The sequence below is a fragment of the Actinoplanes hulinensis genome, assembly GCF_019429605.1.
Taxonomy (GTDB): domain Bacteria; phylum Actinomycetota; class Actinomycetes; order Mycobacteriales; family Micromonosporaceae; genus Actinoplanes; species Actinoplanes campanulatus.
Map to the genome: position 1 here is coordinate 624,125 of NZ_JAHXZI010000001.1, position 13,286 is coordinate 637,410.

General features: G+C 72.3%; 14 protein-coding genes. 2 read left to right on the forward strand and 12 right to left on the reverse strand.

All coding sequences use genetic code 11. The annotated features are described in order from the left end of the window. Positions 1-118: 118 nt before the first annotated feature. The 12 genes from KZ829_RS03140 to KZ829_RS03195 form a co-directional block, all read right to left on the reverse strand. Complete coding sequence (locus tag KZ829_RS03140; RefSeq protein WP_220142298.1) at positions 119-1,138, reverse strand: LLM class flavin-dependent oxidoreductase; 1,020 nt, start codon at positions 1,136-1,138, stop codon at positions 119-121. 7 nt (positions 1,139-1,145) lie between these two features. Continuing rightward, a complete protein-coding gene (locus KZ829_RS03145; RefSeq protein ID WP_308285316.1) occupies positions 1,146-1,580 on the reverse strand; it encodes a DUF1707 SHOCT-like domain-containing protein in 435 nt (144 codons plus the stop codon). 50 nt (positions 1,581-1,630) lie between these two features. Then, complete coding sequence (locus KZ829_RS03150; RefSeq protein ID WP_220142299.1) at positions 1,631-2,887, reverse strand: MFS transporter; 1,257 nt, start codon at positions 2,885-2,887, stop codon at positions 1,631-1,633. Between the two features lie 147 nt (positions 2,888-3,034). After that, complete coding sequence (locus KZ829_RS03155; protein WP_220142300.1) at positions 3,035-3,736, reverse strand: calcium-binding protein; 702 nt, start codon at positions 3,734-3,736, stop codon at positions 3,035-3,037. Between the two features lie 58 nt (positions 3,737-3,794). Next, positions 3,795-5,207, reverse strand: coding sequence for an NADH-quinone oxidoreductase subunit N (locus tag KZ829_RS03160; RefSeq protein WP_220142301.1), 1,413 nt, complete (start codon positions 5,205-5,207; stop codon positions 3,795-3,797). Next, positions 5,204-6,688 (reverse strand): complex I subunit 4 family protein, encoded by a 1,485-nt coding sequence (locus KZ829_RS03165; RefSeq protein WP_220142302.1) that lies wholly within the window; start codon positions 6,686-6,688, stop codon positions 5,204-5,206. The genes KZ829_RS03160 and KZ829_RS03165 overlap by 4 nt, the downstream gene beginning before the upstream one ends. Next, complete coding sequence (locus KZ829_RS03170) at positions 6,685-8,619, reverse strand: NADH-quinone oxidoreductase subunit 5 family protein (protein WP_220142303.1); 1,935 nt, start codon at positions 8,617-8,619, stop codon at positions 6,685-6,687. Before KZ829_RS03170 ends, KZ829_RS03165 begins: the two co-directional genes overlap by 4 nt. After that, on the reverse strand, positions 8,616-8,987 hold the full coding sequence (gene nuoK / locus KZ829_RS03175) for an NADH-quinone oxidoreductase subunit NuoK (RefSeq protein WP_183222796.1): 372 nt from the start codon (positions 8,985-8,987) through the stop codon (positions 8,616-8,618). The genes KZ829_RS03170 and nuoK overlap by 4 nt, the downstream gene beginning before the upstream one ends. Beyond that, positions 8,987-9,502, reverse strand: a complete 516-nt coding sequence (locus KZ829_RS03180; RefSeq protein WP_220142304.1) for an NADH-quinone oxidoreductase subunit J family protein — start codon at positions 9,500-9,502, stop codon at positions 8,987-8,989. The genes nuoK and KZ829_RS03180 overlap by 1 nt, the downstream gene beginning before the upstream one ends. Then, complete coding sequence (locus KZ829_RS03185) at positions 9,499-10,104, reverse strand: NuoI/complex I 23 kDa subunit family protein (protein ID WP_220142305.1); 606 nt, start codon at positions 10,102-10,104, stop codon at positions 9,499-9,501. The genes KZ829_RS03180 and KZ829_RS03185 overlap by 4 nt, the downstream gene beginning before the upstream one ends. 62 nt (positions 10,105-10,166) lie before the next feature. Next, the gene (gene nuoH / locus KZ829_RS03190; protein ID WP_220142306.1) at positions 10,167-11,111 is read right to left on the reverse strand and encodes an NADH-quinone oxidoreductase subunit NuoH; all 945 of its coding nucleotides are present in this window, start codon (positions 11,109-11,111) and stop codon (positions 10,167-10,169) included. Then, entirely contained in the window at positions 11,111-11,731 is a 621-nt protein-coding gene (locus tag KZ829_RS03195) for an NADH-quinone oxidoreductase subunit C (protein ID WP_220142307.1), read from the reverse strand. Before KZ829_RS03195 ends, nuoH begins: the two co-directional genes overlap by 1 nt. Before the next feature lie 73 nt (positions 11,732-11,804). On the opposite strand from KZ829_RS03195, the gene KZ829_RS03200 reads away from it, so the two are divergent. Continuing rightward, positions 11,805-12,341 carry an RNA polymerase sigma factor gene (locus tag KZ829_RS03200; RefSeq protein ID WP_308285320.1) on the forward strand — a complete coding sequence of 179 codons (537 nt, stop codon included), beginning with the start codon at positions 11,805-11,807 and terminating at the stop codon, positions 12,339-12,341. Then, the gene (locus KZ829_RS03205; RefSeq protein ID WP_220142308.1) at positions 12,334-13,281 is read left to right on the forward strand and encodes a hypothetical protein; all 948 of its coding nucleotides are present in this window, start codon (positions 12,334-12,336) and stop codon (positions 13,279-13,281) included. The genes KZ829_RS03200 and KZ829_RS03205 overlap by 8 nt, the downstream gene beginning before the upstream one ends. The last annotated feature ends 5 nt before the right edge of the window (positions 13,282-13,286 follow it).

Here is a 13,286-nt window from a genome sequence, read left to right on the forward strand (position 1 = left end):
GAGAATTCCACCACCGCTCGGTCTTCTGTCGGCCGGTAGCCCAGCCTGGGGTAGAGGGCGTTGCTCACAGGGTTCGCCGTGGCGGCGAAGGTCTCCACGTCGGAGGTCAGGTGCCAGGTCATCCGGCGACCGGGCCCCATGCCTTGGCGATCCGGGCCAGGCTGTCGACGCGGGTGGCCGGGTCGTGGACCGCTCCGGCCAGGATGAGTTCGTCGGCGCCGGTCCGGGCGACCAGCGTGTCGAGGCTGGAGACGACCTCCTCGACGGTGCCCGCGTACTGGGTGCCGGGCAGCGATTCGAGCACGGCGCGGTCCAGGTCGGACAGTTCGCGTTCGGCCGCCGCTTCGGGGGAGATCATCGGGCCGAGCCGGCCGGTGCGCAGGCTGAGGGCCATCACCCGGCTGGGACCGGCCAGGAAGCGGGCCTCCTCGGCTGTCTCGGCCGCCAGCACGGAGGCGCTGACCATCGCCCAGGGCCGGGGACAGCGCGGGGACGGCTGGAACCCGTTGCGGTAGAGGCGGAGGGCGCCGTCGACGTCCGAGCTCGCGGCGAAGTGGTACGCGTAGCAGAACGGCAGCCCGAGCGCGGCCGCCACCTGGGCCCCGTAGGTCGACGAGCCGAGCATCCACACCTCGGGGAAGCTTTCCGCGGCGGGTGTGGCGGTGAGCCGCTCGGTCGGCATCCGCTCGTCGCCGAGCAGGCCCAGCAGGGTGCGCAGATGCTCCGGGAACTGCTCCACGGTCAGGTAGGGCGAGACCCCGCGCAGGGCCGCCGCGGTCGCCTGGTCGGTGCCGGGGGCGCGTCCGATGCCCAGGTCGACCCGGCCCGGGTAGAGCGCCTCCAGCAGGGCGAACTGCTCGGCCACCACGAACGGCATGTGGTTGGGCAGCATCACGCCGCCGGAGCCGACCCGGATCTGCCGGGTGTGCGCGGCCACGGCGCCGATCAGCACCGGCGGCGAGGTGGAGGCGACGGCCGGCATGTTGTGGTGCTCGGCGACCCAGAACCGGCGGTAGCCGAGTTCGTCGGCGGCCTTGGCGATCTCGATGGTGCCGCGCAGCGCGTCGGCGCTGCCGTGCCCTTCGCGGACCGTGGCCAGGTCGAGCACGGAGAGCGGAACGCGGGTCGGTGCGGTCATGCGGGACTCAGTCTCCCCGTTTCTGATTGCGGATCACTTGCACTCCGGCGGTCACCGCACCGAGCGCTACGCCCGGAACCAGCAGCCAGATCGGCCACGGGTAGACGAACTCGGTGATGGAGACCGCGACCAGGGCGTAGATCACCACGTTGACCGCGGCGAGCGCACCCCAGATGGTCCAGAGAACGAGCAGAGCGGTCGGCAGGCGACGGGCGGCCTTCCGCGCCTGGGCGCGCACCTCGGCGGCGCTGACGCCGGGGCGGGGCAGATCCTTGACGATCACGAGCAATTCCGCGTACGTGCGGGCGGCGTAGGCGGCGCCGATGCGCTCGTCGTACTCGTGCAGGGAGAGGCGGCCCTCGTCGAGCGCGGCCTTCAGCTGGTCGGCGATCTGCTGGCGGTCCGAATCCGCCGCGCGCATGCTCTCGACCTCTTTGGACACAGCCGCCCCCCTCGTCACACCAAGCCTGTCGCCAGGCTATCGCGCGACGCTCACACCGGTTCGGCGGCGAGTCGCTCGGTGGCGTGCCGGTCGGCGCGGGCCATCGACCCCTCGGGGATCGCGGCGACGCCGGCGGCGAGCAGCAGAACCACCGCGGCGAACACGAACGACCAGGGCAGACCGCCCGGCTGGTCGACGATCGCACCGGCCACGGCGCCGCCGGCCGCGCTGCCGCTGACCGAGACGGTGATCATCCAGGTGTACGCCTCGTTCATCATCCCGGCCGGGGCGATCCGGCCGACCAGGCTGTTCTCCACGGTCAGGGCGGGCGCGACGGTGGCGCCGCCGAACACCAGTGCCGTGCCCAGCCAGAGCGGGCTCGGCATGAACGCCAGCAGCAGGAAACTCATCGACACCGCGGCCAGCAGCCAGGCGAACTGGCGGGACAGGGTCATCGCCGGGCGGCGGGTGCCGAACCAGATGCCGCCGATCGCGCTGCCGATGCCCCAGACGCCGAGCAGCACCCCGCCGAGGGACGCGCCGCCGCCGTGCTGTGCGGCGTACGCCGGGACGATCACGCCGGCCGCGCCGAACGCGACGCCGAGCGCGCCGACACACAGCAGCAGCGCCGGGAAACCGCCGGACCGCAGCGGGCCAAGGCCCTTCGCGGCGGCCGCCGGGTCGTGGCCGCCGCGGTGCCGCATCACCGGGAGGCGGGCTATCCACGCCGTACCGGCGAGGGTGGCGACGGCCGCGCTGATCAGCGCCGACTCGGGCTGCCCGGAGATCACCATGAGGACCGCCACCAGCATCGGGCCGAGCACGAAGACCAGCTCGAACAGCGAGGTCTCGGCGGCGATGGCGGCCGAGCGCAGTTGGTGCCGGCCGGTGCCGGGGGACGTCATGTCGGTCCAGGCGCGACGGATCGCCGCGGTCAACGGCGGGTAGGTGGCGCCAGCTGCCGCCGACGCCACGAAGATCCACTCCAGGGCGTCGGCGCCGCCCCGGCTCGCCAGCAGCAGGGCGGCCAGCGCCAGCGGGTGCAGGATCGCGGTGGCCAGCAGGATCGGGGCCGGGCCGATCCGGTCGGCGAGGCGGCCGGCGAACGGGCTGACCGCGGCGCCGGCCAGCGCGTAGACGCCACCGGCGAGACCGGCTGCCGCGTACCGTCCGGTGGCCTGCTCGACGAGCAGGAGCAGGGCCAGCGGGGTCATCCCGATACCGAGGCGGGCCAGGATGCCGACCACCAGAAGGACCTTCGCGCCCGGTAGGTGCCATACGCCAAGATACTGACGCAATGCGGTCACGAGCTGGCCTCCGACTGCCGACGGTAACGAGCGAAACGAGTTTCGAGGCTAACGTCGGCGGTCGGTTCACAAACTTGAAAGATCGGCCGTTGTCGCGCGCGTCACCAACGACGGGTCAGCGCGGCCTGCTCCCGCATTCTCCGGAGATCAGTGCTCGCAGCCGGCCCGTGCGGTCGTCGCGCTGTCCACGCAGGTGTCGCCGCGCCCGCCGTTGGCGCCACCGTCGAGACGGTCGGCGCCGGAGTTGCCGTACAGGACGTCGTTGCCGGTGTAGCCGCCGAGCGAGTCGTCTCCGGCTCCGCCCTTGAGCACGTCGCTGCCGGTGCCGCCACCGACCCCGTCGTTGCCCGCGCCGCCGTAGAGGGTGTCGGCCCCGCTCCCGCCGACCACCTGGTCGTTGCCCCCGCGACCGCTGATCACGTCCTTGCCGCTGTTGCCGGCGAGGTAGTCACCGTTCGAGCCACCGGTGATCCGGTCGTTGCCGGTGCCGCCCTCGACGAACAGCCGGGCGGCGCTCTTGTTGACGAACCGGTCGCTCCGGTCACCGAGGTCGGCGACGAAGAGGTCCCAGTCCGCGCGCACGGTGCAGCGCACCTTCGTGGCGTCGCCACGGACTTTGGAACAGCCCTTGCCGGCCTTCAATGCCACCCGGTCGTCGACCGTCACGGTCCGGCCCGAGTGGGTCACGACGACGTCATTGGCCGCGCCCCGGGCCGCGGTGAAGATGACATCGATGCCGGCGGTCGTGCTGACGGTCCCGCCCGCGGCGGCATAGGCGGGCGCCGACGCGAGCGCCACGACCGCGGCGGCCACACCGGCGACGGTGATCGATTTCCTGAACAGCGACATTGTTCTCCCCGCGATCTACAGAGGTTAGACCGTATTCGATCATCCGCTGTCAAGGAGATCAGAGAACGCCGAAGAGAATCTGCGGGGAGAAGCCGAGGATGACGGCCACGATCGTGGTGGCGACCAGGACGGCGGCCACCGGGCGGCTCACCGTGCGGTGTTCGGTGTCCTCGGCGGGGGCGGTGTAGAGCAGGGCGCCGACCCGGACGTAGTAGGCCAGGGCGATCACCGCGTTGATCACGACCACCGCGGCCAGCCAGATCCAGTCCTCGGCCACCAGGGCCTCGACCACGGACACCTTGGCGAACAGGCCGGCCAGACCCGGCGGGAGACCGGCCAGACCGGCCAGCGCCAGCACGAGAGCCGCGCCCGGCCACGGGTGCCGGCGGGCCGCGCCACGGAAGTCGTCGAGGGTGCCGCCGTCCGCTGCGGCCGGGCGCAGGGCCACCACCACACCGAAGGCGATCAGCTCCAGGACCATGAAGAACACGGCGTACGCCAGGGCCGCCGGAACACCGGGGGCGCCGAGAGCCAGGGCGGCCAGGATGTAGCCGGCCTGGGCCATCGACGACCAGGCGAGCAGCCGCACCATGCGGGTCTGGCGGAGCGCCACCAGGTTGCCGACGGTCATGGTCAGCACGGCCAGGACCGCGACCACGGCGCTGGTGTCCAGCCGGGCGGCCACCGCGGCCAGGGCCAGCACACCACCCAGCTTCGAGGCGGTCGACAGGTACGCGGCGATCGGCACCGGGGCGCCGTCGTAGGTGGCCGGCGCCCAGGCGTGCAGCGGCACGGCGGCCACCTTGAAGGCCAGGCCGATCACCAGCAGCGCGGCGCCGACCCCGGCCAGGGCGGCGAACGGGGCCGGGGCGGGACCCAGCATGCCCAGGTGCACGGCTCCGGTGGCGGCGTAGTTGAGGGCGATCCCGAGCAGGGCGATCGCCGTCGAGATGACGCTGATCAGGAAGAACGTGACCGAGGCGGACGCCGCGTCGGTGGTGGTCCGCTCGCCGGGGGCGAACCTGCGGAGGCCGACCAGCACGTACAGCGGGAGGGTGAGGGTCTCCAGACCGACGATCAGGGTGAGCAGGTCACCCGCGTAGGCGACGGTGACGCCGCCGGTCATCGAGCAGGCCAGCAGGAAGCAGAACTCACCGGCCGGGGCGGCGCCGAGGCGCAGCGCGGGAACCGAGAGGGCGAGGACCCCGGCGGTCAGGCCGGCGAACAGCGCGGCGGTCACCGCGGCCGGCCAGGACGGCACCCAGGAGCAGCCGCCCGGGACACAGAAGGTGGCGGCCCACGGGCCCACGGCCAGGGCGGTCACCCCGGTGGCGAGGGTGCCGAGCAGGGTGGCCGTGATCGTCACCGCGCGCTTCCCGGCGAACAGGTCGGCGAGCAGGGCCAGGATCGCGGTGCCGGCCGCGGCGTACAGCGGCAGCAGCGCGACGTGGTCGACGGCCTGGCTGGTCACAGCTTCACTCCCAGCAGGTTGGCGAGCGGCACGACGGTGTCGTTGAGGACCAGGGCCGGGACCACCCCGACGGCCAGCGTCAGCAGGATCAGCGGGGTCCAGGCCAGCCACTCGATCCGGGTGACGGCCGGGCTCGCCGCGGCCACCGCCGGGGTGGCCGGGCCGTGCGTCACCCGGCGCAGCAGGCGCAGGAAGTAGGCGGCGGTCAGGGCGCCGCCGACCGCGGCGACGGCCGCCAGGGTGAGCCAGAACGGGCCGCCGCGCTTGACCGCGGCGATCACCGCGAACGCCTCGCCCCAGAACCCGGCCAGGCCGGGCAGGCCGAGCGAGGCGATGGCGGCGAAGCCGAGCAGCCCGGCCAGGCGCGGGGCGGTCTCCCGGAGGCCACCGATCAGGTCGAGGGAGCCCGTCCCGGTACGGTCCTTGATCGTCCCGGCGAGGAAGAACAGCAGGCCGGTGATCAGGCCGTGGGCGACGTTGCCGACCAGGGCGGCCTGGACGCCGGTGATCGACATGGTGGCGATGCCGAGCAGCACGAACCCCATGTGGCCGACGCTGGAGTAGGCGATCAGGCGTTTCAGCTCGGTCTGGCGCAGGCAGATCAGCGCGCCGGCGACGATCGCGACCACGGCCAGGGCGCCGAGGGCCGGCGAGGCCCAGGCCGCGCCCTCCGGGGCCGCGCCGACGCCGACCCGGATCATGCCGTACGTGCCCATCTTGAGCAGCACGCCGGCCAGGATCACCGACCCGACCGTGGGGGCCTCGGTGTGCGCGTCGGGCAGCCAGGTGTGCAGCGGCCAGAGCGGGGCCTTCACCGCGAACGCGAGAGCCAGCAGGACGAAGGCCACGCGCTGGGTGTCCTTGCTGAGCTCGGCGGCGCCGGTCAGGGTGACCAGGTCGCCGGTGCCGGCCGACGTCACCACGAGCAGCACGCCGAGCAGCAGCAGGACCGAGCCGGCCAGCGTGTAGAGGACGAACTTGCGGGCCGCCGCCCGGCGGTTCGGTCCGCCCCAGCCGGCGATCACCGCGTACATCGGCAGGAGGACGACCTCGAAGAACAGGAAGAACAGGATCAGGTCCAGGGCCAGGAAGGTGCCGAGGACGCCGACCTCCAGAACCAGCAGGAGCGCGGCCAGGGCGCGGCCCTTCCGGTTGTACGCGCAGCAGAGCAGGGTCAGCAGCCCGGTCAGGACGATCAGGGGGTACGAGATCCCGTCCACGCCGAGGTGGAACTCCAGCCCGAGGGCGGGCACCCAGGGCAGGTGGACCTCGGCCCACGGCACCATCGGCGGGCCGTCGCCGGGCTGGTAGGCGAACCAGGTGTACTCGTTCGGGCGGGCCAGGATCGGCAGCACCGAGAGCACGAACGTGACGGCGGCGAAGCCGGTGGAGACGAGCCGGGCCCGCCGGTCGGGCAGCAACGCGACGACGACGGCCCCCAGCGCGGGCACCACGAGCAGCGCGATCAGCAGGTTGTTCATGCCACGGCCCCCCACCAGGCGACGGCCCCCAGCACCAGGGCGGCGGCGCAGACCGCGACCGCGGCGGCCGGCAGCGGTCGCCGGTGCGCCTGTTTCAGCAGTTCACCGGCGCTCCGGGTGCCGGTTCCGGTGGCCATGACGACGGCGTCCACGTCGTTCGTGTCGAACGCGGTCACCACGCGGGCGAGCGCCTTGACCGGGCGGACCACGAAGCGGTTCTGGACCTCGTCGAGGCGGAACCCGGCGGCCAGGAACGGCTCGGCACGGCCGAGGACGAGAGCCGGGTCGGCACCGGGCGCCGCCCGCCAGAGCCACCACGCGGTCCCGGCGCCGGCCGCGAGCAGCAGCATCGGCAGGGCCACGGTCACGCCGAGGTGCGGATCCTCCAGCTCCAATGCGGTCCGGAAGCCGGGGGCGAAGGCGGCCAGCCCGAGCAGCGCGGCCGGGATCGCGAGCAGGATCAGCGGCCAGCGCATCAGTGCGGGCGGATCGTGCGGGACGGCCGGGGCCCGGTAGCCGCCGTCGCCGAAGCCGATCTCCCAGTCCGGGCCGTCCGGACCGTACGCCCGGGAGACACCGAAGAACGTGCGCAGCAGGAGGCGGGTCGCGTACCACGCGGTGATCCCGACCGAGAGCAGCGCGGCCAGCCAGACCACCCACGCGGCCCAGGCGGGCGCCGTCTCGCCGCCCTCGGTGGCGTGGGCGGCGGCGGTCAGCACGTTCTCCTTCGACCAGAAGCCGGAGAGCGGCGGCACGCTGGCGAGCGCGCCCAGGCCGATCACGAACGACCAGAAGGTGACCGGCATGTGGGTGCGCAGGCCGCCCATCCGGGACATCAGGTTGGTGCCGACCGCGTGGATCACCGCGCCCGCCGCGAGGAACAGCAGTGCCTTGAACGCGGCGTGGGTGAGCAGGTGGAACAGGGCGGCGGCGGGCGAGCCGACGGCCAGGGCGCCGGTCATGTACCCGATCTGCGACACGGTCGACCAGGCCAGCACCCGTTTCAGGTCGTCCTGGGCCATCGCCGAGAGCGCCCCGATGAGGATGGTGATCGCGGCCATCACGGCGAGGGTGGCCAGTGCGGCCGGGGACTGCCGGTAGAGCGGGTAGAGCCGGAACACCACGTAGACGCCGGCCGCGACCATGGTGGCGGCGTGGATCAGCGCGGAGATCGGGGTCGGGCCGGCCATCGCGTCCGGGAGCCAGGTGTGCAGCGGGAACTGGGCGCTCTTGCCGGCCACCCCGGCGAGGATCAGCAGCAGGGCGGCGGTCAGCGTGACGGCCGAATAGTCGTGGGTGAGCACGTCGCCGAGGTAGGTGCTGTCGGCGTCGGCGATCAGGACGGCGATGCCGAGCAGGAAGCCGACGTCACCGACCCGGGTGACCAGGAAGGCCTTCACCGCGGCGGCCGGCGCCTCCGGCAACCGCCGGTCGTGGCCGATCAGCAGGTAGGAGCAGGCGCCCATCACCTCCCAGCCGAACAGCATGAGGATCAGGTCGCTGCTCGTGACGACCAGCAGCATCGCGCCGGTGAAGAGGCTGATCTGTGCGGCGTAGGGCGCGTACCGGCGGTCGTCGTGCAGGTAGGCGATCGAGTAGATCTGGACGAACAGGGCGACCACCGTGACGGCCACCGCGACATAGGCGGCCGCGGCGTCCACCAGAGTGCTGAACCGCACCTCCAGGTAACCGAAATCGGCCAGGGGGAAGCCGGTGTCCCACGGATCGGAGAACGGGTCCGTCGACGGCTGCGCCGGATCCAGGACCAGGCGGAACGCGAGCAGGCAGGCCACCGCGGCGCCGGCCACACCGAGTCCGGCGGCGAGACGCCGGCGGGCCCGGCCACCGTCGCCCGGCGGCAGGACGAGACCGATCAAACCCACGATCAGGGGTACGAGGGGAAGCAGCGGCCCGGCAACGTCGATGCTCACCCGGCCACCCGCTCCTCGTCGCCGTCCAGCCGCACGTCGTCGACCACGACCGCCTTACGCATCCGGTAGAACTGGAGGACGATCGCCAGCCCGACGCCCACCTCGGCGGCGGCCAGCACGATCACGAACAGGGCCAGGACGCCGCCGGTGCCGGGCACGGCCGCGCCCGGGCGGGCCCAGGACTCGACCGCCACACCGGTGAGCGCGGAACGCAGCGAGACGTCCGCGGTGACCAGGATCAGGTTGACCGCGTTGAGCATCAGCTCGACGGCCATCAGCACCAGGATCGCGTTGCGTCTGCGGAGCACGCCGTAGACGCCCAGGCCGAACAGCAGGGCGGCCACCACGTACGGGATGACGACGTGCATCAGGCCTCCGGGGTGGGTCGGGCGCCGACGTCCGGCCGGGACAGGACGATCGCGCCGACCAGGGCGGACAGCAGCAGGATCGAGATCACCTCGAAGGGCAGCACCCAGGCGCCGAAGATCTGCTCGCCGACCCGCTCGGCGGTGCCCGGATCCGCCTCCGGGTAGCGGACCCAGCGGAACGCGTCGGCGAACAGCACCGCCAGGCCGGCGCCGAGGCCACCGCCGATCAGGACGGCCGGGAGGGCGGGCCGGTCCAGGTCGGGTGACGGGCCGATCGGGGCGCGGGTCAGCATCACCGCGAACAGCAGCAGCACCACGACCGCGCCGACGTAGACCAGGACCTGCACCCAGGCCACCAGCTCGGCGCCGAGGACCAGGTAGAGGCCGGCGATCGCGCCCAGGCTCACCACCAGGTAGAGGCCGGAGCGGACCAGGTGGGCGCTGGTGACGACGAGTGCGCCGGAGCCGACGGCGACCGTGCCGAGGGCCAGCAGCAGCACGTCGGCGACGGTCACTTCCCGGCCTCCGGAGTTTCGGCGCGCGGTGGGCGTACCGTCGCTGGTCTTGCGGTCTTGGCGGCAGTGGCCGCGCCCGGGCCCGCGGCCTTGCGCGCCGCCGTGGCCTCCTCCTTGGACGGCTCGCCGAGCACGTCGTGGGCCGGCGGCGGAGGCACCGTGCGCATCCACTCCCCCAGCCGGGTCTTGTCGTGCAGCAGGGAGAGGACGTCGGTCTCCGCGTACTCGAACTCGGGGGTCCAGTGCAGCGCGTCGAACGGGCAGACCTCGATGCAGATGCCGCAGTACATGCAGAGGGAGAAGTCGATGTCGAACCGGTCCAGCACGTTGCGCTGGCGGGCGCGCGCGGCGCCCGGGACGACGACCTCCTCCTTGTGCGAGTCGATGTAGATGCACCAGTCGGGGCACTCACGGGCGCAGAGCATGCAAACCGTGCAGTTCTCCTCGGACAGCGCGATCACGCCGCGGGAGCGCGGTGGCAGATCGGGTTGCACGTCCGGGTACTGCTGGGTGCCGGATCGCCGTGTCAGGGTCTTCAGCGTTACGGCGAGCCCGTCGAGCAGGCCCTTGCCGGGCACGTTGCGGTCGCCGTTCTCACTCACAAGGGAACATCCTGCCCGCTCGGCCTTTCCGGCGCGACCTTGCCCCGGCGTTTCAGATCCTTTTAAAGCAGGGACTTCACCGCGACGGTCAGGACGAGCTGGGCGAGCGAGACCGGGACCAGGATCAGCCAGCAGAGGCGCTGCAACTGGTCCTCGCGCAGGCGGGGGTAGGTGACCCGGAACCAGATGATCACGAAGGAGAGGGCGGCGACCTTCAGCAGCGTCCACAGCCAGCCCAGCTGCTCCGCGAACGGCCCGTGCCAGCCGCCCAGGAACAGGACCGTGGTCAGACCGGCGATCACGACGATGCCGACGTACTCGGCCAGCAGGAAGAACGCGAAACGCAGCCCGGTGTACTCGGTCATGTAGCCGAAGACCAGCTCGGAGTCGGCGATCGGCATGTCGAAGGGAGGGCGCCGGATCTCGGCCAGCCCGGCGATGAAGAACACCAGCGCGGCCGGCGCCTGCCAGATCAGCCACCAGGGCCGCCACGCCTCGACGATGCCGGGCAGGCTCAGCGTGCCGGCCGCCATCGCGACGCTCGCCGCGGCCAGGACCAGCGGCAGCTCGTAGCCGAGCAGCTGGGCGGCGCCGCGGACGCCGCCGAGCAGGCTGTACTTGTTCGCCGAGGCCCACGCGGACATCAGCACGGCCACCACGCCGATCCCGAGCACGGCCAGGACCAGGAACAACCCGATGTCCAAGCTCTGCGCGACCAGGTTCGGGCCGAGCGGCAAAGTCAAGATCACGATGAGGTACGGGAAGAGCGCCACGATCGGGGCCAGCCGGAACACGGTCCGATCCGCCTCGCGTGGAGTGATGTCCTCCTTCTGGACGAACTTCACCCCGTCGGCGACCAGCTGTGCCCAGCCGTGGAAGGCGCCGGCGTACATCGGGCCGACCCGTCCCTGCATGTGGGCCATCACCTTGTGCTCGGCCTGGCCGATGACCAGCGGCAGAACCAGGAAGGCGGCCATCACGGCGCCGACCCGGAGGAGGAGCTCCATCACGGCTTCTCCTCCTTCTCGCTCTTCTGCGGACCCCACTCGTTCGGTGCGGGGACGCCGGGTGGGCGCATCGGGGCGCGCTTGGCCGTGCCGCCCTCCGACTCACCCGGCTCCTTGGCGCCCGGCCACGGCTTGGCCACCCGGGCGGCCAGCACGAAGTCCTTGCGCAGCGGGTGCCCCTCGAACTCCGGGGGCAGCAGCAGCGGGCGCAGGCCGGGATGCCGGGCGAAGGAGATGCCGAACATCTCGTACGTCTCCCGCTCGTGCCACTCGGCGCCCGGGTAGAGGTCCACCAGAGACTCCACCTCCGGATGCTCCCGTGGCACCCGGGTGCGCAGCAGCAGCCCGTGCCGGCGGCGGGTGGACCACAGGTGGGCCAGCACCGAGAAGCCGCCGTCCACCTCGTCCACGGCCGACAGCCAGTCGAAGAAGTCGCAGCCCAGAGCCCCGGGATCACGGGCCACCTCGGCCGCGAACCACCAGCGGCCGGCCGGCACGTCCACCACCGCACGGGCGTGGCCCGGTCCGCCGCCGGAGATCTCGGCCGTCACCGGGCCCGTCTCCGGATCGTCCGTCGCCAGCAGGGCGACCAGGCGCTCACCGACCTCTTCGGGCGTCATGCCGCTCATCCTATGATCCGGGCGGCTTCCGCAACCTTCCGCCGGGCACGCGCGTGTAGTCGCCGTGACAGCCATCGCCGACCAACGATCGGAGACGCCGGCCGCCGTGCACCACGATCCACCGACGTTCGATGAGGTCTACGCCGCGCACTACACACGGCTGACCGTGCAGCTGTACGCGTACTTCGGTGACCGCCAGGAGGCCCAGGACGTCGTACAGGAGGCGTTCTGCCGGGCCCTGCCCCGGTGGTCCACGATCTCCCGGTACGACGATCCGGCCGCCTGGGTCCGCCGTACCGCCTGGAACCTGGCGGTGAGCCGGTGGCGCCGGGCCGGTACCGCCCTGAACTTCCTGCGTAAGCAGCGCACCGACGAGCCGCAGCTGCCCGGGCCGACCGGTGAGTGGGTGGCGCTGGTCGCCGCCCTGGCCGAACTGCCGGCCGCCCAGCGGCGCGCCATGGTGCTGCACTACCTGGGCGACCTGACGATCGCGGAGATCGCCGAGCGGGAAGGTGTGGCCCAGGGGACGGTCAAGTCCTGGCTGCACCGGGCGCGCGGCACGCTCGCCGGGTTGCTCGGCGCCGATGCGGAGGGGGTGACCCATGTCTGACCAGCTCGAGGAGATCTTCGCGCGGACCCGCCCGACGGCGATCCAGGCGATCCGCCCGCCGGGCGCCGAGGCGGCCCGCCGCACGGTACGGATCCGCCGCCGCCGACGGGCCGTCGGTCTCGCCGCCGTCGTGGTGCTCGCGGTCGTCGGTGGGGTGTTCGTCCGGAAACCGGCGCCCCCGCCGTTGCCTCCCGCCGACCCGGTGCAGCTGACGCAGACCGCCAAGGTCGCGCTCGGCACGTCCACGATGCCGACGGCCGTCGAGAAGGCCGCCGAGGTGACGCCGAACTGGTCGGCGTCGAGCGCCGTCTACTTCGGCGTGCTGACCCTGCACGCCGCCTGCGCCGGGACCGGGAAGATCACACTCGCCGTCATGGGCAATCCGGGCAGCGAGAGCCAACTGACCGAGCCCATCGAGCTGGCCCGGCTCAAGGTGCCCTGCTCGGAACGGCCGGAGCCGGTGCGGACCGACTTCGAGATGGGGGGCGTCATCGGCATCGACTACAAGATCGTGGAAAACGCGACCGCTCCCCGTTCCGCCGGGTTCGCCTTCCGGCTCACCAGCGACACCGGTGAGCCGCTGACCGTGACGGACAGCCGGGCGAACGCGAGGAACGCATTGAACCTTACGTCCGACAAGGGCTTCGGGGTTGGTGGCGGCAAAACCGCGGGCCCGCGTGGCTGGAAGGACGACCTGCCCAGCCACGTCGGCACCGACTTCCGGATCCTCGCCGCCTGCACCGGGCACGGCACGCTCGTGGTCGAGATCTTGAAGAAGTCCGGGAAGGCGGTCGACACCGTGCGGGTGCCGTGCCACTGGCCGCCGAAGCGGTACGACTTCGAATCGACCCGGGGCAGCGGCGATCTCTACTACCGGATCTCCTACGACCACACCGCGGGGTCCTCGACCGACTTGGCCGTCCAGTTCGTCCCCAAGTAGCGGGT